At 63.6% G+C, this 22,923-nt stretch carries 18 protein-coding genes and 1 pseudogene; 9 read left to right on the forward strand and 10 right to left on the reverse strand.

Translation table 11 applies throughout. From position 1 onward, the window contains the following. Positions 1 to 72 precede the first annotated feature (72 nt). The 3 genes from edd to zwf form a co-directional block, all read right to left on the reverse strand. Positions 73 to 1,896, reverse strand: coding sequence for a phosphogluconate dehydratase (gene edd, locus P9228_RS06725; RefSeq protein WP_278052791.1), 1,824 nt, complete (start codon positions 1,894 to 1,896; stop codon positions 73 to 75). A gap of 65 nt (positions 1,897 to 1,961) precedes the next feature. After that, positions 1,962 to 2,678 (reverse strand): 6-phosphogluconolactonase, encoded by a 717-nt coding sequence (pgl, locus tag P9228_RS06730; protein ID WP_095801103.1) that lies wholly within the window; start codon positions 2,676 to 2,678, stop codon positions 1,962 to 1,964. Next, positions 2,660 to 4,129, reverse strand: coding sequence for a glucose-6-phosphate dehydrogenase (gene zwf, locus P9228_RS06735; protein WP_095801102.1), 1,470 nt, complete (start codon positions 4,127 to 4,129; stop codon positions 2,660 to 2,662). The genes pgl and zwf overlap by 19 nt, the downstream gene beginning before the upstream one ends. 265 nt (positions 4,130 to 4,394) lie before the next feature. Here zwf and P9228_RS06740 point away from each other — a divergent pair, with 265 nt between their 5' ends. Next, complete coding sequence (locus P9228_RS06740; RefSeq protein WP_278052792.1) at positions 4,395 to 5,141, forward strand: SDR family oxidoreductase; 747 nt, start codon at positions 4,395 to 4,397, stop codon at positions 5,139 to 5,141. Positions 5,142 to 5,182: 41 nt separating this feature from the next. Here P9228_RS06740 and P9228_RS06745 read toward each other — a convergent pair whose 3' ends face one another. The 3 genes and pseudogenes from P9228_RS06745 to P9228_RS06755 all read right to left on the reverse strand — a co-directional run bounded on the left by P9228_RS06745 (position 5,183) and on the right by P9228_RS06755 (position 8,116). Beyond that, positions 5,183 to 6,085 carry an SH3 domain-containing protein gene (locus P9228_RS06745; RefSeq protein WP_278052793.1) on the reverse strand — a complete coding sequence of 301 codons (903 nt, stop codon included), beginning with the start codon at positions 6,083 to 6,085 and terminating at the stop codon, positions 5,183 to 5,185. 261 nt (positions 6,086 to 6,346) lie between these two features. Continuing rightward, positions 6,347 to 6,556, reverse strand: a pseudogene (locus P9228_RS06750) (FAD-dependent oxidoreductase); the annotation flags it as partial. Between the two features lie 126 nt (positions 6,557 to 6,682). Further along, on the reverse strand, positions 6,683 to 8,116 hold the full coding sequence (locus tag P9228_RS06755) for a glutamine synthetase family protein (protein ID WP_095776675.1): 1,434 nt from the start codon (positions 8,114 to 8,116) through the stop codon (positions 6,683 to 6,685). A 182-nt stretch (positions 8,117 to 8,298) separates the two neighbouring features. Here P9228_RS06755 and P9228_RS06760 point away from each other — a divergent pair, with 182 nt between their 5' ends. Continuing rightward, positions 8,299 to 9,012 carry an HAD family hydrolase gene (locus P9228_RS06760; RefSeq protein WP_095781924.1) on the forward strand — a complete coding sequence of 238 codons (714 nt, stop codon included), beginning with the start codon at positions 8,299 to 8,301 and terminating at the stop codon, positions 9,010 to 9,012. 13 nt (positions 9,013 to 9,025) lie between these two features. Here P9228_RS06760 and P9228_RS06765 read toward each other — a convergent pair whose 3' ends face one another. From P9228_RS06765 to aceA, 3 genes are all read right to left on the reverse strand, one after another. Further along, positions 9,026 to 9,442 (reverse strand): response regulator, encoded by a 417-nt coding sequence (locus P9228_RS06765; RefSeq protein ID WP_164747267.1) that lies wholly within the window; start codon positions 9,440 to 9,442, stop codon positions 9,026 to 9,028. A 262-nt stretch (positions 9,443 to 9,704) separates the two neighbouring features. Beyond that, positions 9,705 to 9,947, reverse strand: a complete 243-nt coding sequence (locus P9228_RS06770; protein WP_066989302.1) for a hypothetical protein — start codon at positions 9,945 to 9,947, stop codon at positions 9,705 to 9,707. Positions 9,948 to 9,999: 52 nt separating this feature from the next. Next, positions 10,000 to 11,289: an isocitrate lyase gene (gene aceA / locus P9228_RS06775; protein ID WP_067327261.1), complete on the reverse strand. Its 1,290-nt coding sequence runs from the start codon at positions 11,287 to 11,289 to the stop codon at positions 10,000 to 10,002. 249 nt (positions 11,290 to 11,538) lie between these two features. Between aceA and P9228_RS06780 the strand changes: the two genes are divergently transcribed. From P9228_RS06780 to P9228_RS06805, 6 genes are all read left to right on the forward strand, one after another. Further along, positions 11,539 to 12,987, forward strand: a complete 1,449-nt coding sequence (locus P9228_RS06780) for an XRE family transcriptional regulator (RefSeq protein WP_095801100.1) — start codon at positions 11,539 to 11,541, stop codon at positions 12,985 to 12,987. A gap of 166 nt (positions 12,988 to 13,153) precedes the next feature. Continuing rightward, positions 13,154 to 14,104, forward strand: a complete 951-nt coding sequence (locus tag P9228_RS06785) for a DMT family transporter (RefSeq protein WP_067327997.1) — start codon at positions 13,154 to 13,156, stop codon at positions 14,102 to 14,104. A gap of 340 nt (positions 14,105 to 14,444) precedes the next feature. After that, positions 14,445 to 15,542, forward strand: coding sequence for a polyamine ABC transporter substrate-binding protein (locus P9228_RS06790; protein ID WP_095801099.1), 1,098 nt, complete (start codon positions 14,445 to 14,447; stop codon positions 15,540 to 15,542). A gap of 179 nt (positions 15,543 to 15,721) precedes the next feature. Continuing rightward, positions 15,722 to 16,861: an ABC transporter ATP-binding protein gene (locus P9228_RS06795; protein WP_278052794.1), complete on the forward strand. Its 1,140-nt coding sequence runs from the start codon at positions 15,722 to 15,724 to the stop codon at positions 16,859 to 16,861. A 10-nt stretch (positions 16,862 to 16,871) separates the two neighbouring features. Continuing rightward, on the forward strand, positions 16,872 to 17,834 hold the full coding sequence (locus P9228_RS06800; protein WP_278052795.1) for an ABC transporter permease subunit: 963 nt from the start codon (positions 16,872 to 16,874) through the stop codon (positions 17,832 to 17,834). Beyond that, positions 17,831 to 18,649, forward strand: a complete 819-nt coding sequence (locus P9228_RS06805; RefSeq protein WP_278052796.1) for an ABC transporter permease subunit — start codon at positions 17,831 to 17,833, stop codon at positions 18,647 to 18,649. The genes P9228_RS06800 and P9228_RS06805 overlap by 4 nt, the downstream gene beginning before the upstream one ends. A 32-nt stretch (positions 18,650 to 18,681) precedes the next feature. On the opposite strand, the gene P9228_RS06810 is transcribed toward P9228_RS06805, so the two are convergent. Then, positions 18,682 to 20,574 carry an AsmA family protein gene (locus tag P9228_RS06810; RefSeq protein WP_278052797.1) on the reverse strand — a complete coding sequence of 631 codons (1,893 nt, stop codon included), beginning with the start codon at positions 20,572 to 20,574 and terminating at the stop codon, positions 18,682 to 18,684. 262 nt (positions 20,575 to 20,836) lie between these two features. Here P9228_RS06810 and P9228_RS06815 point away from each other — a divergent pair, with 262 nt between their 5' ends. Continuing rightward, positions 20,837 to 22,795 carry an acetoacetate--CoA ligase gene (locus P9228_RS06815; protein WP_278052798.1) on the forward strand — a complete coding sequence of 653 codons (1,959 nt, stop codon included), beginning with the start codon at positions 20,837 to 20,839 and terminating at the stop codon, positions 22,793 to 22,795. The last annotated feature ends 128 nt before the right edge of the window (positions 22,796 to 22,923 follow it).

The raw sequence follows: 22,923 nt of genomic DNA on the forward strand, positions 1-22,923 counted from the left end.
TGGCACACCGCTTACGACAAAGGGCGGCTCCGAGCGGCGGCACCGAGCCGCTCTTTTTTTAGCAGATTGAGGTTAGGCATTTGCGAAGGCGGCGGCGCCGTGGTCGGCGCGGCCAACCAGTTGGCGAAAGCCGGCGAACAGCTCGCGGCCGAAGCCGAACTCGTTGCCGATCAGGTCGGCATCCGCCGTGCGGCGCAGCGCGAACTCCGTTCCCGGCACCAGCACCTCCAGCGTGCCTGCGTCGGCGTCGAGGCGAATGATGTCGCCGTCATGGATCCTGGCGATCGGCCCGTCCTCGACCGCTTCCGGCGTCACATGGATCGCCGCCGGCACCTTGCCGGAAGCACCCGACATGCGCCCGTCGGTCACCAGCGCGACGCGCTGGCCGCGATCCTGCAGCACGCCGAGCACGGTGGTCAGCTTGTGCAGTTCCGGCATGCCGTTGGCCTTCGGCCCCTGGAAGCGGATCACGGCGACGAAGTCGCCGGTCAGCGTGCCCGACTTGAAAGCTTCGTTCAGCCCCTGCTGGCTGTCGAACACCTTGGCCGGCGCCTCGATGACGCGCCGTTCGGGCTTGACCGCAGAGGTCTTGATCACGGCATGGCCGAGGTTGCCGGCAAGCACCTTCAGTCCGCCGGTCGGCTGGAACGCCTTCTTGAACGGCGCCAGCACCTTCTCGTCGCCGCTCTCGAGCGGCGCCGCTTCACGCACGACGCTGCCGTCGGCGCCGAGCTTTGCCTCGACAGCATAGGGCCGCAGGCCTTCGCCCCAGACCGTCTGCACGTCCTCGTGCAGCAAGCCTTCGTCGAGCAACTCGCGGATCAGGAAGCCGAGCCCGCCGGCGGCGTGGAAATGGTTCACGTCGGCGAGTCCGTTCGGGTAGACGCGGGCGAGCAGCGGCACGGCCTCCGACAGGTCGGAGATGTCCTGCCAGGTAAGCGAAATTCCGGCTGCCGCGGCCATGGCGATGAGGTGGATGGTGTGGTTGGTCGAGCCGCCGGTCGCGTGCAGGCCGACCACGCCGTTGACGATCGAGCGCTCGTCGATCATGCGCCCGACCGGCGTATAGGCATTGCCGAGCGCGGTGATCGCCAGCGCGCGCTTCGCCGCCTCCCTGGTCAGCGCGTCGCGCAGCGGCGTACCCGGGTTGACGAAGGAGGCGCCGGGCGTGTGCAGGCCCATGATCTCCATCAGCATCTGGTTGGAATTGGCGGTGCCGTAGAAGGTGCAGGTGCCCGGCCCGTGATAGGATTTGGACTCCGCCTCGAGCAGCTCGGCGCGGCCCGCCTTGCCCTCGGCATAGAGCTGCCGGACCTTGGCCTTCTCGTCGTTCGGCAGGCCCGACGTCATCGGTCCGGCGGGGATGAAGACGGCCGGCAGGTGCCCGAAGGTGAGCGCCGCGATCACCAGCCCGGGCACGATCTTGTCGCAGACGCCGAGGAAGACGGCGGCGTCGAACATGTTGTGCGAAAGGCCGATCGCCGCTGCCATGGCGATCACGTCGCGCGAGAACAGTGACAGTTCCATGCCTGGCTGGCCTTGCGTCACGCCGTCGCACATCGCCGGCACGCCGCCGGCGACCTGGGCGATGCCGCCTGCCTCGCGTGCCGCGTTCTTGATAAGCGCCGGAAAGGTCTCGAACGGCTGATGCGCCGACAACATGTCGTTGTAGGAGGTGATGATGCCGAGGTTGGGCACGCGATCGCCGCCGAGCGCCACCTTCTCCGATGGGCTGCAGACGGCAAAGCCGTGGGCGAGGTTGCCGCAGGAGAGCACCGCGCGGTTGGCGGCGCGTCCCGACGCCTCCGCGATGCGGCCGAGATAGGCTTCGCGGCCGGCTTTCGAACGTTGGCGGATGCGTTCCGTGATGGCTTCGATGTCGCGTCTGGCTGTCATGGCTGGTCCTTTCGGGCCCCGGAAAACATCCTCCCACGGCCTCCGGGGCTGTTCCTTTGGTGAAATCAGGGTGCCCAGAACACCTCTACCGGTATCGGCGCCGCCTCGAGCACGTTGCGGATGGGCTTTTTCATGCCCGCTCCCATCGCTCCGTCGAAGGCAATACGCTTGTCCTCTCCCTCGATGTGGAGCGCGATGAAACCGGCGGCAACGATCCGCGCCATCGACAGCGTCAGCCGCGGCTCGCCGGCGCTTTGCGCATGCACGGGCAGCACGATCCGCGGTGAGGACGGGTCGATGAGCTCGGCGAGATTGCCGGCATCGGGAAAGAAGGAGGCCGTGTGGCCGTCGGCACCCATGCCAAGCACCACCACATCCAGAGGCCAGGGCAATGATTGCAGGGGCTCGCTGTCCGACGCCGCTGCGTCCTCGATGGTCGCCGCCTCATGGTAGAGCGGCACGAAGCGCGCTGCCGCTGCCTTGTTCTGGAGCAGGTTGGCCGCCACCAGCCCGGCATTCGAGCGCGGCGAGGAGGGCGGCACGAAACGTTCGTCGACCAGCGTCACGGTGACCTTGTCCCAGGCGATCGGGATTAAAGAGAGCGCGGCGAAAAACTTTGCCGGCGTCGTGCCGCCGGATACGGCGAGGAATGCGGTGCCGCGGTCGGTGATCGCCTTGGTCAGGCGGGCGGCGACGTGGCCGGCAAGGGCCGCCGCCAGCTGCTGGCGGTCGGCAAAGCCGTTCCAGGCGTAAGCGGCCCCGCTCAATTGCTCTCGTGCCATGTCCGTCCGTCACGTTCGATGAGCGCGATGGAGGCCGACGGACCCCAGGTGCCGGCCGTATAGCCCTGCGCTTCCTGCCTGGCGCTTTCCCAGGCGTTCTGGATCGGATCGATCCACTTCCAGGCCGCCTCGACCTCGTCGCGACGCATGAACAGCGTCTGGTTGCCGCGCACCACATCCATGATCAGCCGCTCGTAGGCGTCCGGCGCGCGGCTGTGGAAGGATTGCGCGAAGCTCATGTCGAGCGAGATCTGGCGCAGCCGCATGCCGCCCGGGCCCGGATCCTTGATCATGATGTACTGCTTGACGCCTTCGTCCGGCTGCAGCCTGATCACCAGCTGGTTGGCGAAGATCGGCCCGGCGCTGTCGCCGAAGATGGAATAGGGGATCGGTTTGAATTCGATGACGATTTCCGAAACGCGGGTCGCCAGCCGCTTGCCGGTCCTGAGATAGAAAGGCACGCCGGCCCAGCGCCAGTTGCCGATCTCGGCTTTGAGGGCGACGAAGGTCTCGGTGTTGCTGTCCTTGCCGAGCTCCTCGACATAGCCCTTGACCGGCCCGCCGGCGGAGGCGCCGGCGCGATACTGGCCGCGCACCGTGTGCTTCGGCGCCTCGTTGCCGTTGATGCGCTTCAGCGCCCGCAGCACCTTCAGCTTCTCGTCGCGCACGGCGTCCGCGTCCATCGAGGACGGTGTTTCCATGGCAACCAGGCAAAGCAGCTGCAGGATGTGGTTCTGCACCATATCGCGCAGCGCGCCGGCTTTGTCGTAGTAGGTGACGCGGTCCTCGAGACCCACGGTCTCGGCCACGGTGATCTGCACATGATCGATATGGGCGGAGTTCCACAGCGGCTCATAAAGCGCGTTGGCAAAGCGCAGCGCCATCAGGTTCTGCACCGTTTCCTTGCCGAGATAGTGATCGATGCGGAAGATCTGGCTTTCGTGGAAATCGTCACCCACAGCGTCGTTGAGCGCCCGTGCCGAGGCGAGGTCACGGCCGATCGGCTTCTCCAACACGATGCGCGAGTTCGGGGTGATCAGCTTGTGTTCCTTGAGCTGATGCGAGATGTCGCCGAACAGCGCCGGCGCCACCGCGAGGTAGAAAGCGCGGATGCGGTCGCTGTCGCCGATGGCCTTCTTGAGCTTGTCGAAGCCGACGCCCGAGGTGGCGTCCGCCGAGACATAGGAAAGGCGAGCAAGAAATGTGTCCAGTTCCTTCGGCTCGATGTCGGCCGGATTCACATGGTCCGATATCGCTTTCTTGGCGAAGGTCTGGAACTCGGCATCGCTCATCTTCGCGCGCGACGTGCCGATGATGCGCGTCGGCTCCGAAAATTGGTGGTCGCGCTGGCGGTGGTAGAGCGAGGGCAGAAGCTTGCGCTCCGACAGGTCGCCGGTACCGCCGAAAATGATGAAGTCGAAAGGTTCGACAGGGATGATCTGGCTGGTCATGGTCAGTCCGGTTTGATGTCGCTAGCCGGTAGCGGGGCTGCTATATTCTAATCGATTTAAATCGTCCAGTGTCATGGTGTCACATCCGGGACCAATCGCTGAACAATCGATTGGGCCCAAATGCGGCCTTGACACTGGCGCCACCGGGAGGCTTGTCGGCAAGCAACAGCTTTCCGGAAGCGTTCGCGCCTGCAACATAGAACCTGAATGTGACGAAAGCTAAGGGAGAATGGCGACCGCCAGCCCTTCAATGATGGGGAAAACCATGCGTCTGCAAAACAAGGTTGCCATCATCACCGGCGCGGCGTCGGGCTTCGGCGAGGGCATGGCGAAGCGCTTCGCCGAGGAAGGCGCGCGCGTCGTGGTTGCCGACCTCAACGCCAAGGGCGCAGCGCGCGTGGCGAAGGAAATCGGCGACAACGCGATCTGGACCCAGACCGACGTCTCGCAACGCTCCGAATTCGACGAGATGGTTTATGCCGCCAAAAGCGCCTTCGGCCGCGTCGACATCATGGTCAACAATGCCGGCTACACCCATCGCAACGGAGACATGCTCGGCGTCGACGAGCAAACCTTCGACCTGATCACCGCTGTCAACATGAAGGCGATCTATCATGCCGCGCTTGCCGTGGTGCCGATCATGGACCGGCAGGGCGGCGGCGTCATACTGACCACGGCTTCGACAGCCGGCATCAGGCCGCGGCCGGGCCTCACCTGGTACAACGCCTCCAAGGGATGGGCGATCACCGCCACCAAGTCGATGGCGGTCGAACTCGCCCCGAAGAACATTCGCGTCAATTGCCTCTGCCCGGTCGCCGGCGAGACCGGCATGCTGGAGAAGTTCATGGGCGCCGACACGCCGGACATCCGTGAAAAATTCCGCGCGTCTATCCCGCTCGGCCGGCTGTCGACGCCGCTCGACATCGCCAACGCGGCGCTCTGGCTGGCTTCGGACGAGGCGGCCTTGATCACCGGCGTGGCGCTGGAGGTCGACGGCGGGCGCTGCATCTGAACCGACGTCGCGGCGGCGTCAGGCCGCCAAGAGCGTCCAGATCAGGCGCCGGTCTTGACGAAGCTCTTGTAGATCCAGCCGCGTTTGCCGTTATAGACGATCTCGCACCATTTTTTGCAGCCCATCACGTGCACGGCTGACTTGGCAGGCACAGTGACGATCGCGGCGGCGCCGTTCTTCGGGCCGGAACGCATGGTAACAGCCCTCAGGACGCGTCCATTGGTGCCAGTGCCGGCGTTTTCGGGCTTCGGCTCGTCCTGAGCCGCATCCTCGGGTGACGCCGGCTGGGCCTCGGCAACCTGGGGCTTCGCGTCCGGGATGGCGGCGGTCTGGGCCGCATCCATTTTGTCGTCAGGCTTTTTTGCGTCTGCCGGTTGGGCAGCCGCCGGCGCTGGCGCCGCGACCTCAGCCAGGGCGGCCGAAGCATCGTTTCCGGACCCGGTTTCGGCGAAGGCGGCAACGGCCGGTTTGTCGTTCTGCGTCGCCGGCTTCTCCGCTGCCTGAGCGGATGAGGCCGGCGGAGCATCCGCCGCGGGCGCGGGCTCACCAACCGTGCCGTTCCAGCGGGGATTGTTGGAAGCCAGTGCCGGGATGGCAGTTTCCCGGGCCGCAGTCATGGGCGAAACCGCATCGGCCTTGCGCGCCGCTTGCGGCGCGGCGGCGACACTGACAGAGCTCGCCGCGGCCGGGGCGATTTTCTTCGTCTTGACCGGGATCGCGGGGACGGTCTGCTCCGTTTTCGCGATCGCCTGCCGCTCATTGGCCGGCAAGGCCAGCCAAAGCGCCACCGCCGCCACGCCAAGCAGCGCCGCGGTGCCGACGGCCGCGATCACCAGATGCGCGTTCGACTGCAGGCCCTGCCAGAACGAGGGCCGCATGTCATAGCCGAACCGCACGGCAAAGTGCCGTCGTTCCGGCGCACCGAAACTGAAGGGCTCGTTCACCTAAACCACCTCCAACAACCGGGCCGACGTTCTTTCGATCTTGCCGCAAACCGTTCGCGGCTGATCGGCATCGGTCCCGAAATTTCCAGCGGGCAGGCCCGCGCAAATCCCCGTCTTATCGCCCAGAACCGGCATCTTTTACCGCCGATTATGGCATCAGTGCGCCTTTTTGCGAAATTCTGCGCGTTTGTTAAGGATTCCGCAACGTGCCGTTAGGGAAGCGGACTTGTCGAATTAACAGCTTCTGCACATGTTCCGGCTTCAGATCCTGCGGCGCAGTGCGAACCAGTTGAGCGCCAGAAACAGCAGCGGTGCGCGTAAACAACAGCTGTCCGGGAAGGCGGGAATCTTCAGATACTCGATCAGCTTCAGCGGTCGCGATTGCCCGCGACCGTCTCGGCGTAGAGCTTGCCGAAGAAGTTTGGACAGCATGATGCCGTGGCCGGAATACCCGCCCATCGAGGCATGCGGAAACGCAGGTGAATGGTGAATGGTGAATAGTGAATGCTGTGCTAGAGCGCTCTGGCTGCGTTCACCCATCCAATATGAAATTACTCACCATTCACTATTCACCCATTCACTCGACGAAGTGGCCGCTCACACATTCAGCAACAGATACTCCCGCTCCCAAGGGCTGATCACTTCCATGAATGTCTCGAACTCGGCTCGCTTGATGGCCGCATACGTGGCTGCGAAGGATTTGCCGACAATGGCGCCAAGCTCCTTGTCGGCCTCGAAAAGGTCCACGGCCTCGAGCAAGCTGCGCGGCAGGTCGATCTCGTCCTCGTTGGCGGTCGTCAGCACCGGCGGCTCGGCCTGGACCTTGTTGTTCATGCCGATCAACCCGCAGGCAAGCGAGGCGGCAAGCGCCAGATAGGGATTGGCGTCCGAGGACGGAATCCGATTTTCGACGCGCCGCGCCGCTGGATCGGAACGCGGCACGCGGAAAGCCGTCGTGCGGTTGTCGTAGCCCCACTTGTTGTTGACCGGCGCCGACGCTGCCTGCGTGAGCCGCCGATAGGAATTGACGTAAGGCGCAAGCATCACCAGCGCGTTCGGCACGTGCTTCTGCATGCCGCCGATGAAATGGAAGAACGCATCCGTCTCGGCGCCGTCCTCGGCCGAGAAGATGTTTTTGCCGGTCTTCTTGTCGACCACCGACTGATGGATATGCATGGCCGAGCCAGGTTGCCCCTGGATCGGCTTGGCCATGAAGGTGGCGTAGATTTCGTGCTTCAGCGCCGCCTCGCGGATCGTGCGCTTGAACATGAAGACCTGGTCGGCAAGCTCGATCGGATTGCCGTGACGCAGGTTGATCTCGAGCTGGCCGGCGCCCTCCTCGTGGATCAGCGTATCGATCTCTAGGCCTTGCCGCTCCGAGAAATGGTAGATGTCGTCTATCAGTTCGTCGAACTCGTTGACGCCCGCGATCGAATAGCCGGCGCCGCCGCCGATCGGCCGCCCTGAGCGCCCGACGGGCGGCGTAAGCGGATAGTCCGGATCGGGGTTCTTGCGTACCAGATAGAATTCGATCTCGGGCGCCACCACCGGCTTCAGCCCCCGGTCGTCATAGGCGGCCAGCACGCGCTTCAGCACGTTGCGCGGCGTGAATTCGACGGAGCGGCCATCCTGGTGGACGAGGTCGCAGATCACCGCGGCGGTCGGATCTTCCTCCCAGGGCACGACGGTCAGTGTCGAGAGATCGGGCAAGAGCTTCAGGTCGCCGTCGTCCTCCGGATAGTGGAAGCCATTGCCGTCTTCCGGATAGCCGCCGGATATCGTCGTCATGAAGACGGCCGAAGGTAAGGCCAGCGATGTGTTGGAGGTGAATTTCTTCGACGGCATCATCTTGCCGCGGGCGACGCCGGCCTGGTCCGGCGTGATGCACTCGATGTCCTCGATGCCGCGCCATTCCAGCCAGGCGCTGGCTTCCTTCCAGTTCTTCACACCGCGTTCGTTTTTCAAGAAGGCAGGCGTGCGGGCGCGTCCCCCCCGGCTCGACGGACGGACTTCCTTTTTTTCAGGCGGCATCATTCACCAGATTGTGTTGCGGATTTCAAAGTATAGCCGGGCGCCGTGGCGGAAGGAAAGGGGAGGCGCCCGCGTCGCCACAGGCAAGCCGAGCCGCAGCCCAAAGGAACCGGCGTGCCTGTCTTCTTGCTGGCGGCGCAGCGCCACAGGGTCTAGATGAGCCTGTAAGCAAAGGGTCGCACATGTCCGCTCCACGTTTGACCACCATCGGCTTCGATGCCGACGACACGCTGTGGCAGAACGAGCAGTTCTTCCGCCTGACCGAGAAGCGTTTTGCCGCCTTGCTGGCCGAGCACGGCGATCATGAGCACATCGCGGCACGGCTGCTCGAAGCGGAAAGGCGCAACCTCGCCCTCTATGGCTTCGGCATTAAGGGCTTTACGCTGTCGATGATCGAGACGGCCGTCGCGATCACAAACGGCGAGGTGCCCGGTTCGGTCATCGGCGAAATCCTGGCTGCCGGCCGCGAGATGCTGAGCCATCCGATCGAGCCGCTGCCGCATGCCCGCGAGACGGTCGAAAAGCTGGCGGGCTCCTACCATCTGGTGCTGATCACCAAGGGCGACCTCTTCGATCAAGAGCGCAAGCTCGCGCAGTCGGGAATGGGTGATCTCTTCGATGCCGTCGAGATCGTCAGCGACAAGAGCGCAGCCACCTATGCCCGCATCTTCAGCCGCCATGGCGACGGTCCGCAGAACAGCATGATGGTTGGCAACTCGCTCAAGTCCGATGTGGTTCCCGCCATCGAGGCCGGTGGCTGGGGCATCCATGTGCCGCACGAATTGACCTGGGCGATCGAACACGCCGAGGCGCCTGTCGCGGCGCCGCGTTTTCGCGAGATCGCAGATCTCGGCGAGTTGCCGGCACTGGTCGAGGCTATAGCGAAGCCCGGCTGAGCGTCGCCTCTGCCTAGCCGCGGCCGACCAGGCGATCGATTACTGGTTGCAGCCTTTCGGGCGTGATCGGCTTGGCGACCACGGCGTCGACCACGCTCGACAGGCCGAGGCTGTCCGGCGTGCCATTCCTGGTTGAAAGCAGGATCACGGCGGGCCGCGCCTTGCCGGAAGCGCGCCGCAGCGCGTCGATGCCGGACAGCAACCTGTCGCAATCCCTGTCGTCGGGTCCGCCATCGAGTATGATTGCGCCGGGAACCAGGCCGGCCAAAGCTTTCTCGGCCGCCTCCGGTGGCTCCGAAATCGGCTTCAGCCCGGACTTTTCCACGATTTTCGATACGACGACCCGGTTGATCGACGATTTGCCGACCACCAGGACCTTGGAGATATCCGCCGGCAGCCGGGCCGCCGCGCCACGGTCCGCCGGTTTCATTGGTTTTTCAGAGTCGTCACGATTGGCGGGACACATGTATGGCGGAGGCTCTGGTTCAATGCAGGGTTGAAACCTTAAGCGCGCAATTGGCGCGAGATCGCCAGCGGTGTCAAGCAAAAATAGTGGAAAATGATAATATAGGAAGAATTGCTAAAATCCGGCGCAAGTTCTCCCCAGCGCCACGGCCACAATTCGAAAAAACGAACGTCCCCCGGAACGTATAGCACACGGGAGACACTCGCGAGTGATTGTTGACGTTACGTCAGCCTTGGTTCTGATGGGTGACGATCACTGGGATCAAAAGATCACCCCAGTTGCCGTCTCCGCCATGGTGCCTGGCAGAGCGCACCAGCTCGACGGACACACCTGCTTCGACCGCCTTCATCACAGACTGGTTGAGCCTGTGCAGGTCGTTGGCAAGCATGCGGATCGTCGCCTGCTGATCGACGCTCATCGCGCTTGATTGTTCTTCGGCCCGTTCCTTGACCCGGCTTATCGATGCCATTGCTGTTCTCCTCGACGTAAGTGCCCTTCGGGCGTTTCCTCTGGTGTTGTCATTACTCGGCCGCCGGCCTGAACTGGGCGTGCTCGGTCGACTCATGCATGGCGGTGGTCGAAGACTGGCCGCCGGAGATCGCCATCGAAACGGCATCGAAATAGCCGGTGCCGACTTCGCGCTGATGCTTGGTCGCGGTATAGCCATGGACCTCCGCCGCGAATTCCGCCTCCTGCAGTTCCGAATAGGCCGCCATCTGGCGCTCCTTGTAGCCGCGGGCCAGTTCGAACATGCCGAAGTTCAGCTGGTGGAACCCGGCCAGTGTGATGAACTGGAATTTGTAGCCCATGGCGCCGAGTTCCTTCTGGAACTTCGCGATGGTCGCGTCGTCCAGGTTCTTCTTCCAATTGAACGACGGCGAGCAATTATAGGCGAGCAGCTTGCCCGGGTGGTGCTTGTGCACCCCTTCAGCGAACTTCCTTGCCTGCTGAAGATCCGGCTTCGAGGTTTCGCACCAGATCAGGTCTGCATGCGGCGCGTAGGCGACGGCGCGCGCGATGCAGGGCTCGATGCCGTTCCTGACGTGATAGAAGCCCTCGACCGTGCGGCCGGCGTCATAGTCGACGAAAGGCCGGTCGCGCTCGTCGATGTCGGAGGTGAGCAGCTTGGCGGCTTCCGCGTCGGTGCGCGCCACCACCAGCGTCGGCGTGCCCATCACGTCCGCTGCAAGCCGGGCCGCATTAAGGTTGCGGATATGCGCTGCGGTCGGGATCAGCACCTTGCCGCCGAGATGGCCGCACTTCTTCTCCGACGCCAACTGGTCCTCATAGTGGACGCCAGCGGCACCGGCCTCGATGAAGGCCTTCATGATCTCGAACGCGTTGAGCGGCCCGCCAAAGCCGGCTTCGGCGTCGGCGACGATCGGCGCGAACCAGGTCTCGACCGAAAGACCCTTGCCTTCGGATGTCTCGATCTGGTCGGCGCGCTGCAGCGTGCGGTTGATGCGCTTGACCAGCTCCGGCGCCGCATTCGCCGGATAAAGCGACTGGTCCGGATACATGGCCGACGCGGTGTTGGCGTCGGCCGCGACCTGCCAGCCCGACAGATAGATCGCCTTCAAGCCCGCCCTGACCTGCTGCATGGCCTGGTTGCCCGACATGGCGCCGAGCGCATTGACGAAATCTTCCTCGTGGATCAGCTTCCACAGCCTGCTCGCGCCCATCTCCGCAAGCGTATGGCGAATCTGGACCGAGCCGCGCAGCCGCTTCACGTCCTCCGCCGAGTAGGGCCGTTCGATGCCGTCGAAACGGCCCTCCGGCGCGGACGGGACGAGGTTGTAAAAATCAGTCATCGATTGCTCCAGGTCAGTCTTGCTTGTTTAGATGGCCCGTTTGAGGGACGTATCTGTGGGCCGTTCACGTGTTACATTGTTTACATTGCGCCGCAAAAGTCGCCAGAAAAACCGGAGCTTGCCCGCTAAAATACGGGAAAACTGGTGTTGCGTTTGACAGGTCGGGGCTGTAAATCTGTCATGATTGTAAAAAGCTGGATGAGCCCGCGACGGCGCGCCGTTATGTAAAACTCTTTTCAAGGTAGCCGATTGGCCGAGCAGAAGATTTTCGCCGGGCCGCGCATCCGCCGGCTTCGCAACGCCAAGGGCCTGACCCAGACGGCGATGGCCGAAGGCCTGGGCATCTCGCCGTCCTACCTCAATCTCATCGAGCGCAACCAGCGGCCGCTGACGGTGCAGCTGATCCTCAAGCTGGCGTCGGCCTACAAGATCGACCCGCACGAATTGCAAGGCGAGACCAAAGGATCGATCGCGGCGCTGAAGGAAGTGTTCGGCGATCCGCTGCTGGCCGGCGAACTGCCGGGCGACCAGGAACTGATCGACCTCGCCGAGATCGCGCCGAACGCTTCCGCCGCGATGGTGAAATTGTTTCGCGCCTATCGCGAGCAGGCCGATCGGCTGTCGGATCTCAATGAACTCCTGGCGCGGGAGGGCAGGGCGACCGCATTGTCCGGCACGCGCCTGCCTGTCGACGAAGTGCACGAGACTTTCGAGCGCAGGCCGAACCATTTCGCCGCGCTGGAGGAGGAAGCCGAGGCCTTCATTTCGCTGCTCGATCCAGGCGACGACCTGTTCGGCACGCTGAAGGCGTGGCTAAGGCGCGAGCACGGCATCGTGGTCAAGGTGCTGCCGGTGGCCACCATGCCGAACTGGCGCAGGCGCTACGATCGCCATTCGCAACGCCTGTTCCTGTCAGAGCGGCTCTCCCCCTTCGATCAGCTGCGCGAGGTCGCCATGGAGGCGAGCCTGATGCGCATGACGGTGGCCGTGGCGGGCGAGATCCAGACGTTGAAGCTCGGCACGGACGAAGCACGCCGCTTAGCCCGTTTCGAGCTCGGCCGCTATGCGGCGCACGCGCTGATGATGCCCTATCACGCCTTTCATGCAGCGGCCGTCCGCGCCCGCTACGACATCGACGTCTTGCGTTCGCGCTTCGGCGTCTCCTTCGAGCAGGCGGCAAACCGCCTGACCATGCTGCAGCGGCCGAGCGCCTCAGGCGTACCGTTCTTCATGCTGGAGGTCGACAGTGCCGGCAACCGCTTCCGCAAGGCGGGCAGCCTGGGCTATCCGCAAAGCCGTTTCGGCGGCGCCTGTCCGAAGCTTCCTGTCCATGCGGCCTTTTCGCAGCCGGGCCGGATCCTGGTCGAGGCGGTGGAAATGCCGGACGGGGCCGAGTTCCTCTGCATCGCCCGCACGCTCGAAGGGCCGCAAGGCGCCTTCTCCGAGCGGCCGCGGCGCACGGCGCTTCTGCTGGGCTGCGACATCGGCTTTCGCGACGAGATCGTCTACAGCGCGGCGCTGCCCGGACCGTCCGCCGCCAAGGCCGCGCAGAGCACGGCATATGCAACGCCGGTCGGCCCGGCCTGCAGGCTCTGCGAGCGCGTTGGCTGCCTGGCGCGCGCCGAGCCGCCGGTGACCCGGCCGCTTGGCCTCGACGAGATGGTGACGGGTCTCAGCGCCTTCGATTTCCAGGGGTAGCACCCCCGCCAGCCGCAGCGGTTCGGCGGCTCGCAAGCCGGCTTTGTCCTACATTTCAGCGGATGCTGGATCACGCCTGGCTCGAGCATTTGCGCTACGCGAATGGGATATGGTGTGGTCGTCCGTGGTGGATCGTGCCGCCGGCAAATCGCTGACAGTCTCGCCTATGACCGATACCGCCTCGTCTCGCGTTGCCTTGGCCGCCGTCTCGCCGCGCGAGGAGCGGATCGGCATGCTGCTGGTCTTCCTGTCGGCGCTGATGTGGAGTTTTGGCGGCACCATCGCTCGCTTCATCCATGTCGGCGACAGCTGGACCGTGGTGTTCTGGCGCTCGATCTGGGCGGTGGGCTTCCTCGTCGCCTTCATGCTCTGGCGCGACGGCTGGCGCGGCACCTGGAGATTGTTCCGCGACATGGGCCTGCCTGGGCTGGGCGTCGCTCTCTGCTTCGCCACCGCCTCCACGAGCTTCATCGTCGCGCTCGCCTACACGACGGTCGCCAACATCTTGTTGATGCAGGCCGGTGTCCCGCTTCTGGCGGCCATGCTCGCCTGGGTGCTGTTTCGCGAACGCGTGACCCCAGGAACCTGGGTCGCCATTGCCGCCGTCATCACCGGCGTGGCCATCATGGTCTCGGAATCGCTTGACGGCGCCGTCTCGCCGATCGGCGATGGCCTGGCGCTGCTGATCGCGGTGATGTTGTCGTTCGCGACCGTGATCACCCGGCGCTTTGCCCATGTGCGCATGGTGCCGGCCACTTGCCTCGGCGCATTGCTCGCCGGTGCTTTTGCTGCCTCGCAAGCCACGGAATTCACCGTCTCCGGGCGCGACATGGGCTTTCTCTTCGCCTTCGGCGTCATCAATCTCGGCGTCGGTCTTGCTTTTTTCGCCATGGGCGCCCGCCTGGTGCCCGCGGCCGTCGCGGCGCTGCTCGGCACTTTCGAGCCGATCCTCGGTCCGATCTGGGTGTGGCTCGTCCATTCCGAGGTGCCGTCGGGGCGCACCATCATCGGCGGCGCGGTCGTCATCGCCGCGCTGCTTGTTCATATTGCGTTTGAGTTCAAGCGGCAGACCCGGCCCGAGCGGCCGGGCATCACCGGGCTGCCGTCTCCCAATTGATGCTCGCGTGTCTTCCCCATTGACAACTCCGCTGCGGGCCGGGCAGGCTGCAATTACGGCAACAACAAGACAGGCGTATCTTGCCAAGTGACTCCGCCGGCCTCATTGAGGCCGGACCGCATCGTTACATCTCTGCTTACGCCGCGGCCAACGCCGCTGAGGCCGTCCGAACAGCTTCCTGGAAAGGAGGCAAGGGCGGCGCCCGTCACTCAACGATCCGGCGCACTGCCAGGCGCGCGCGCTTGTGGCTCTCCGGAAATCTCCATAGTCTGAAACAAACGCCGTCCCGCGCCCATGTCGCGACGAGCCGGCACGGGAACACTCACCAAAGGAGAATATCATGATCCGCAAAGCGCTTTTGCTTTCGGCGACTTCGGCCTTTCTGGCGCTCTTCGCCGCGAGCGGCCATGCCGACGACCGCGTCGTCAACGTCTATAACTGGTCGGACTATATCGACAGCTCGATCATCGAGGACTTCACCAAGAAGACCGGCATCAAGGTCGTCTACGACACTTTCGATTCCAACGAGATCCTGGAGACGAAGCTGCTGGCCGGGGGCAGCGGCTATGATGTCGTGGTGCCCAGCGCCAATTTCCTGGCGCGCCAGATCCAGGCCGGCGTCTTCCAGAAGCTCGACAAGTCCAAGCTGCCGAACATCTCCAACATGTGGGATGTCATTTCGGAGCGCACCGCAAAGTATGATCCGAACAATGAGTACTCGGTCAACTATATGTGGGGCACGGTCGGCCTCGGCTACAACGTCAAGAAGGTGCAGGCGGCACTCGGCACCGACAAGATCGACAGCTGGGACGTGTTCTTCAATCCGGAGAGCCTCGCCAAGCTCAAGGATTGCGGCGTCTATGTGCTGGATTCCCCCTCCGACATCATTCCGGCCACGTTGAAACATCTCGGCCTCGATCCAAACAGCACCTCGCCCGACGATATCGCCAAGGCCGAGGAGGCCCTGCTCAAGGTCCGCCCGTATATTCGCAAGTTCCATTCCTCGGAATACATCAACGCGCTGGCAAACGGCGACATCTGCCTGGCGATCGGCTGGTCGGGCGATGTGTTCCAGGCGCGAAACCGCGCCGAGGAGGCCAAGCAGGGCGTCGAGATCGGCTATTCGGTGCCCAAGGAAGGCGCCCAGATGTGGTTCGATCAGATGGCGATCCCCGCCGACGCGCCGCATGTCGCGGAAGCGCATGAGTTCATCAACTACATGATGACCCCGGAAGTCATCGCCAAATCCTCGAATTATGTGCTCTACGCCAACGGCAACAAGGCCTCGCAGCAGTTCGTCGACAAGGCACTGCTGGAGGACACCTCGGTCTATCCGGACGAGGAGACGACCAAGAAGCTTTACACCGTGCAGCCCTACGATCCCAAGACACAGCGCATCATCACGCGCACCTGGACCAAGATCGTCACCGGCCAATAAGCATCGAGACGCGACCCCGGCAGAAACTGCCGGGGTCGCTTTCTTTAGAAGCAATTCCAGCAACAGTGTGGGACGGTTTTCCGCCCGGAATTGCGTCAAAAACAAAAAGCTGGAGCGGTTCGGCGTTTTCTCGAAACCATGAACCGTTCCAGCGGAACGAAACAGACCCGGAGTGGGACATGAAATCGCTTGGCAGCATCCGCAGGGATTTCGCGCCATGGAATGATCCGAGCGCCAAGCCGTATATCCAGTTCGACAAGGTGACCAAGAAGTTTGGCGACTTCACCGCTGTCAACAATCTGTCGCTGACCATCTTCGAACGTGAGTTCTTCGCCCTTCTCGGCGCCTCGGGCTGCGGCAAGTCGACCCTGCTCAGGATGCTCGCCGGCTTCGAGGAGCCGACCGCGGGGCGCATTCTGCTCGACGGCCAGGACCTGCGCGGCATTCCGCCCTATAAGCGGCCGGTGAACATGATGTTCCAGTCCTATGCGCTGTTTCCGCATATGACGGTGGAAAGGAACATCGCCTTCGGCCTCAAGCAGGAAGGCATGCCCGCTCCCGATATCGAAAAGCGCGTCGCCGAGATGCTGAGGCTGGTCAAGCTCGAGCAGTTCGCCAAGCGCAAGCCGCACCAGCTTTCCGGCGGTCAGCGCCAGCGCGTGGCGCTTGCCCGCTCGGTCGCCAAGCGGCCGAAGGTGCTTTTGCTGGACGAGCCGCTCGGCGCGCTCGACAAGAAGCTGCGTGAGGAGACGCAGTTCGAACTGATGGACCTGCAGCAGGAACTTGGGCTTACCTTCGTCGTCGTCACCCACGACCAGGAGGAAGCCATGACCATGGCCGACCGCATCGCCATCATGGACAGGGGCGAGGTGATGCAGGTGGCGACGCCGGCGGAAATCTACGAGGCCCCGACGTCGCGCTTCGTGGCGCATTTCGTCGGCAATGTGAACATGTTCGAGGGCAAGGTTGCCGAGCGGGCAGCGAATACGACGCGCATCACCGGCGCGACCGGTGCGCAGATCGTTGTCGAGAATGCCGCCGACACCACCAAGGGCGCCGACATCGTCTTCGCGATCCGGCCCGAGAAGATCAAGGTCTCGTCGAGGAAGCCGGCAGATGCCGTCAATGCGCTGGAAGGCGAAGTCTATGACGTTGCGTATCTTGGCGACATGACCGTCTACCACATCAAGCTCGACGACGGACAGATGGTGCGGGCAAGCGCGTTGAACGCTGCCCGGGTCAGCGAGGACCCGCTGACCTGGAACGACCGCGCCTGGGTTTCCTTCCGGCCGGACGCCGGCGTCGTGCTGACAAGGTAATAGGGCGGCCATGACCAATATCGCCGCCGCCCCTTCCTCGGCCGAAACCGCCGCTCAGTTGCCGACCAGGCTGGCGAAGGGTTTCGTCGACCGTCTCGTTATCATCGTTCCCTATCTCTGGCTGCTGTTCTTCTTCCTTGTCCCGTTCATCATCGTCTTCAAGATCTCGCTGTCGCAGACGGCGATCTCGATGCCGCCTTACACCCCGGTGCTCGATTTCGGCGACGGCATTTCCGGATTCTTCGCAGGCTTTCGCGAACTCAACTTCGACAATTACACTTGGCTGACTCAGGACGCGCTTTACTTCAACGCCTATGTGACCAGCCTCATCATCGCGGGCATCTCGACGGTGTTGACGCTGGTCGTCGGCTATCCGATCGCCTATGGCATGGCGCGCGCGCCGGCGACGATCCGGCCGACCTTGCTAATGCTGGTGATCCTGCCGTTCTGGACCTCGTTCCTGATCCGCGTCTATGCCTGGATCGGCATCCTGAAACCCGAAGGGCTGCTCAACCAGGTGCTGCTCGCCACTGGCCTGATCAGCCAGCCGCTGGTCATCCTCAACACCTACACCGCGATCTTCATCGGCATCGTCTATTCCTATCTGCCCTTCATGGTGCTGCCGCTCTACTCGTCGCTGGAGAAGATGGACTATTCGCTGATCGAGGCGGCGCAGGATCTCGGCTGCCCGCCGATCGGCGCCTTTTGGAAGATCACCTTCCCGCTGTCGCTGCCGGGCGTGATTGCCGGCTGCCTGCTGGTCTTCATCCCGGCGGTCGGCGAGTTCGTCATACCGGACCTTCTCGGCGGCTCGCAGACGCTGATGATCGGCAAGACGCTGTGGAACGAATTCTTCGCCAACCGCGATTGGCCGGTCTCCTCGGCGGTGGCGGTCATCCTGCTCCTGGTGCTGACCGTCCCGATCATGTTCTTCCAGCAGGCTCAAGCGAAAGCCCAGGAGCAAGGCAAATGAACGGCACCTGGAGCCGCTTCAACATCACCTCGATCGTGCTCGGCTTTGCCTTTCTCTATCTGCCGATCGTGCTTCTCATCGTCTTTTCCTTCAACGAATCGAAGCTCGTCACCGTCTGGGGCGGCTTCTCGACGAAATGGTACGTGTCGCTGTTCCACAACCAGGGCCTGATGGACGCCACCTGGGTGACGGCCCGCGTCGGCGTCATCTCGGCGACCGTTGCGACCGTGCTCGGCACGCTGGTGGCGATCACCTTGACCCGCTACACACGCTTCAAGGGGCGGGTGCTGTTTTCCGGCATGGTCTTTGCGCCGCTGGTGATGCCGGAAGTCATTACCGGCCTGTCGCTGCTCTTGCTTTTCGTGGCCGTCGGACTTGACCGAGGCTTCTTCACCGTCACGCTCGCCCACATCACCTTCACCATGTGCTTCGTGGCCGTCGTCGTGCAGTCGCGCCTGGTCTCCTTCGACCGCTCGCTGGAAGAAGCCGCGATGGACCTCGGCGCGCCGCCGGTGAAGACCTTTTTCCAGATCACCTTGCCCGTCATCTTGCCGGCGATCATCTCCGGCTGGATGCTGGCCTTCACGCTCTCGCTCGACGATCTGGTCATCGCCTCCTTCACCTCGGGCCCCGGCGCCACGACGCTGCCGATGAAGATCTACAGCCAGGTGCGCCTCGGCGTGACGCCGGAGATCAATGCCGCCTGCACCATCCTGATCGCTGTCGTCGCGATCGGCGTCATCATTGCCTCGATCGCCAACAAGCGCCGCGAGGTCCAGCGCCAGCGCGATGAGCAGGCGGCGCAACGCGGATAGGGAACAAAGACGGGCGCGACCTGCGCCTTGTTCTATTGGCCTGAAACGCCGCGGCTGATCGGCGAGATGAACGGAGTGCTCCAGTTGCCGCCGACGAAGAACAACGATTGCTTTGGGGGCTGCGGCGCCTGCACCGCTGTCTGACCGGCGGTAGCCGGTTGTTGGGCCGGCTGTTGCTGCGCAGGTTGTCCGTTCGGGATGATGCCGCCCGAGAGCGCCAGCCCGCGCCCGGTATAGGAGGCGATGCCCGAAAGCCAGATCTTGTACTTCTGTGCATTGACCTCTGCCTTGTCCAGCCGCGCCACACCTTTCGAGATGCTCGCCTTGATCTCGGCGCCGTCGATGGGCAGCGAGCCGTCGGCGACGTCGTCGAGGGCGAAGAATCCGCCCTGTTCGTTGCGCTTGAGAAAGGCAGGCAGGTTGAGGCCGTTGATCGAGCCCGGCCCGAACGTCGCCGAGAAAGACCCGTCGGCGTTCTCGAAGATCGAGTCCCAGGCCTTGCCCGGCCCCTTCAGAATGACCGAGACGGTTCCGGTTCCGGCCGGCACCAGCCGCGTCATCCCCGCCGCGGTGGCGAAGGCGCCGGTGTCGACGTCCGATGCCAAAAGCCGCAACTCGACCTGAGTGCCGTCCGGCTTGCGGTCGAAGCGCAGGCTGCTCTGGATATTGCCGTTGAAGGCCGACGCGTCGGAGATGTCGAAGACGGCAAGCCCGTTCTTGACCTGCGCGGTCGCGGCGACATCGGCAAGCTGGATCGGGCCGGCGGTGGCGTGCGCCGCCGACAGCCTGAGATCGAGGTTGATCTTGTCGGCGAAACCGGTGTCGAACTCGCCGGGGCCTGCCTGGCCGGCCGGAGCGATCGGCGTGAAAGCGGAAAGGACCGATCGAAGATCGAGCGCATCGAACGCAAGCGTGCCGGAAACAACGGGAAGGGGCTCGCTGAACGAAAAGTCCAGCGCTCCCATGCCGGGGTTGTTGTCCAGCGCCACCGTCGTGTTCTCGAACTTCGCGCGCCCCGCCGAGGCCGCCACCTTGCTCGCGACCGAGACGGAGCCGATCGCAGCACCAGGCGCCATGCCGGCCTGCGACCATTCAAGCAGGCGTCGCAGCGAAGGGGCGGTGAATCTCGCTTGGCCGTCCAGATAGCCGTTCTCCGACATCGAGGCGACGCCGTCGAAAGAAAGTGTGGCGGGCGCCGCCTTGAAGGCGAGCGTGACGGGGGCGACCCCTCCGGCAAACAGCACCAGCGGCTTCGCCGAGGAAAAATCGATCTGGACGCTTTCGCCGCGCCATATGCCGGTCGCCGTGAGCGCGGCGTCGCTGTTCATCGCCGCCCAGTTCACCTGGCCGCTGAGGCTGCTCAGGATCTCGGTATCCTTGCCGCCAACCGAGGTCACGACGCGGCCGTCGCGGAACTCGACGATGCCGAACGGATCGGAAGGGAGTCTGCCGAGGTCGGGCTTCTGCGGGTTCGCGGTGACCACGCCGCGCGCAGTGTCGATCGAGCGGGTGATGCGGCCGCCGGTCGGCAGCGGCGGCAGATAGAGGCCGCTCGCCTTGCGCTCCACCCTGATCGTCGGCCGCACCAGCCTTGCCGTCGAGAATTGGACGTCGCCCTGCACGGCGGCCATGGCCGAGAGATCGACTTCGACGCGCTCGGCTTCGATCACCGGCGGCGCGTCGGTTTCCGTCCATTGCGACAGCGTCACATCGCTGAGGATGGCCCGGAACTTAGGCCACACCTCGATGCGCGGCGAACCGTCGATCGTCACGCGAAAGCCGCTCCAGGCGCTCAATTCCCAAGCGATGCGGTCGCGTACGATGCGCGTCGAGGCAATCAGCGGCAAGGCGGCGACGGCGAGCGCGATGACCAGCACCGCAACGCCGATTACCCATACCCCGCGCCGGATCAAAGATGATCTCATCTCGCCCCGTGAGTTTCCATTGCCGACAAATCGCCCGACGGGTGTAGCCGAGCGCCGACGCTTTTCAAGTCTTTATGGCCCTCCGATGGCGTTTGCGCCGTGTCCTTGCCGGCCATTTCAACAAAATCTTGCTCTGCTGCGCTGCGGTATGCATAAGCGATAAACCCGTCCGGTCCGCCAACGCCACGCCGGTTTTGGGACAACGACGCAGGCGACATCAGGCTTAATTGCCGCAATCGCGACGCGCTTTGGGAGGAACGATATGGCTGCCGACACCCCCTTGTGGACGCCGACGCAGGACCGGATCGCCTCCGCGCCCATGACCGCCTTCATGAAAGCTGCGGTTGCGAAGTCTGGCCAGGCTTTCTCCAACTATGCCGAGCTCCACCGCTGGTCGATCGACGACCGCGAGGCATTCTGGGACCTCGTCTGGGACTTTTGCGGACTTGTCGGCGACAAGGGCGAGCGGGCTCTGGTCGATGGCGAGAAGATGCCTGGCGCCGCCTTCTTTCCCGACGCGAAACTCAATTTCGCCGAGAACCTTCTGAAAAAAACCGGCGGCAGCCTCGCTATCGTGTTCCGGGGCGAGGACAAGGTCGAGCGCCGGCTGTCCTGGAACGAGCTCCATGCGCTCACTTCGCGCCTGCAGCAGCTCTTCCTGTCGATCGGCGTCAGAGAGGGCGATCGCATCGCCGCCATGATGCCGAACATGCCGGAGACGGTCGCTGCCATGCTGGCTGCCGCCTCGATCGGCGCGGTCTGGTCTTCCTGCTCACCTGATTTCGGCGAACAGGGCGTGCTCGACCGTTTCGGCCAGATCGAGCCGGTCGTCTTCATCGCGCCTGACGGCTATTGGTACAACGGCAAAGCCATCGAGGTCGCCGACAAGATCCGCGCGGTGGCCGAGAAACTCGCGACCGTGCGCAAGGTGCTGATCGTTGACTATCTCGGCACGTCGGCCGATGTCGCCGCCACCATCGACAAGGCCGAGGCGCTGGAAGGAGCGCTCTCGCCCTTTGCCGCCAGTCCGCTCGCCTTCGAGCGGCTGCCTTTTTCGCACCCGCTCTACATTCTGTTCTCCTCCGGCACGACCGGAATCCCGAAATGCATCGTGCACTCGGCCGGCGGCACGCTGATCCAGCACGTCAAGGAGCAGCGGCTGCATGCCGGCCTGCTGGACGGCGACCGCTTTTTCTACTTCACCACCTGCGGCTGGATGATGTGGAACTGGCTGGTCTCGGGCCTCGCCTCGGGGGCGACGTTGCTGCTCTATGACGGTTCGCCCTTCTACCCCGACGGCAATGCGCTGTTCGATTTCGCCGATGCCGAGAAGATGACCTATTTCGGCACTTCGGCGAAATTCATCGATTCCGTACGCAAGGCAGGGCTGAAGCCGATCGACAGCCACGACCTTGCAAGCGTGCGGACCATCTCATCCACCGGCTCGCCGCTGTCGCCGGAGGATTTCCGCTTCGTCTATGACGGCATCAAGAAGGACGTGCATCTCGCCTCGATATCCGGCGGCACCGACATCGTTTCCTGCTTCGTGCTGGGTGTCCCGACCGAGCCGGTCTGGACCGGCGAGATCCAGGGGCCGGGCCTCGGCCTGGCGGTGGACGTGTGGGACGACGACGGCAAGCCGGTCCGGCAGGAGAAGGGCGAACTCGTCTGCACCAAGGCATTCCCGTCGATGCCGATCGGCTTCTGGAACGATCCGGATGGCAAGAAGTACCACGCGGCCTATTTCGAGCGCTTCGACAACATCTGGTGCCATGGCGACTTCGCCGAATGGACCGCGCATGGCGGCATGATCATCCATGGTCGCTCCGACGCCACGCTCAATCCCGGTGGGGTCAGGATAGGCACGGCTGAGATCTACAACCAGGTCGAGCAGATGCCGGAAATCCTGGAGGCGCTCTGCATCGGCCAGGATTTCGAAAACGATGTGCGCGTCGTGCTGTTCGTGCGGCTGGCCGCCGGCGTGAGCCTCGATGAGGATCTGCAAAAGCGCATCCGCGCCAGAATCCGCTCGGGCGCCAGCCCCCGCCATGTGCCGGCGAAGATCGTTGCCGTCACCGACATCCCGCACACCAAGTCGGGCAAGATCACCGAGCTTGCCGTGCGCGACGTGGTGCATGGTCGCGCCATCAAGAACAAGGAAGCGCTCGCCAATCCGGAGGCGCTGGAGCTGTTCAGGAACCTGCCGCAGCTTGCTGATTAGGCCTCCCCGGCATGGTTAAGAAATAGTGTCGGTCCAATTTACCTAGATTTCACGAGTGGTACACATTCGTAAATTTTTTTGGCTCCCGGTAAGGACTTGTTAAGGGACGGCGCCGATAGTCGCGTGTA

It is taken from the genome of Mesorhizobium sp. WSM4898 (assembly GCF_029625845.1).
GTDB lineage: Bacteria > Pseudomonadota > Alphaproteobacteria > Rhizobiales > Rhizobiaceae > Mesorhizobium.

Excerpts from the sequence above, each read along its gene's own strand:
- edd (WP_278052791.1), bottom strand. The coding sequence starts at position 1,896 with ATGACAGCCAGACGCGACATCGAAGCCATCACGGAACGCATCCGCCAA.
- pgl (WP_095801103.1), bottom strand. The coding sequence starts at position 2,678 with ATGGCACGAGAGCAATTGAGCGGGGCCGCTTACGCCTGGAACGGCTTT.
- zwf (WP_095801102.1), bottom strand. The coding sequence starts at position 4,129 with ATGACCAGCCAGATCATCCCTGTCGAACCTTTCGACTTCATCATTTTC.
- P9228_RS06740 (WP_278052792.1), top strand. The coding sequence starts at position 4,395 with ATGCGTCTGCAAAACAAGGTTGCCATCATCACCGGCGCGGCGTCGGGC.
- P9228_RS06755 (WP_095776675.1), bottom strand. The coding sequence starts at position 8,116 with ATGCCGCCTGAAAAAAAGGAAGTCCGTCCGTCGAGCCGGGGGGGACGC.
- P9228_RS06760 (WP_095781924.1), top strand. The coding sequence starts at position 8,299 with ATGTCCGCTCCACGTTTGACCACCATCGGCTTCGATGCCGACGACACG.
- P9228_RS06765 (WP_164747267.1), bottom strand. The coding sequence starts at position 9,442 with ATGAAACCGGCGGACCGTGGCGCGGCGGCCCGGCTGCCGGCGGATATC.
- P9228_RS06770 (WP_066989302.1), bottom strand. The coding sequence starts at position 9,947 with ATGGCATCGATAAGCCGGGTCAAGGAACGGGCCGAAGAACAATCAAGC.
- aceA (WP_067327261.1), bottom strand. The coding sequence starts at position 11,289 with ATGACTGATTTTTACAACCTCGTCCCGTCCGCGCCGGAGGGCCGTTTC.
- P9228_RS06785 (WP_067327997.1), top strand. The coding sequence starts at position 13,154 with ATGACCGATACCGCCTCGTCTCGCGTTGCCTTGGCCGCCGTCTCGCCG.
- P9228_RS06790 (WP_095801099.1), top strand. The coding sequence starts at position 14,445 with ATGATCCGCAAAGCGCTTTTGCTTTCGGCGACTTCGGCCTTTCTGGCG.
- P9228_RS06795 (WP_278052794.1), top strand. The coding sequence starts at position 15,722 with ATGAAATCGCTTGGCAGCATCCGCAGGGATTTCGCGCCATGGAATGAT.
- P9228_RS06800 (WP_278052795.1), top strand. The coding sequence starts at position 16,872 with ATGACCAATATCGCCGCCGCCCCTTCCTCGGCCGAAACCGCCGCTCAG.
- P9228_RS06805 (WP_278052796.1), top strand. The coding sequence starts at position 17,831 with ATGAACGGCACCTGGAGCCGCTTCAACATCACCTCGATCGTGCTCGGC.
- P9228_RS06810 (WP_278052797.1), bottom strand. The coding sequence starts at position 20,574 with ATGAGATCATCTTTGATCCGGCGCGGGGTATGGGTAATCGGCGTTGCG.
- P9228_RS06815 (WP_278052798.1), top strand. The coding sequence starts at position 20,837 with ATGGCTGCCGACACCCCCTTGTGGACGCCGACGCAGGACCGGATCGCC.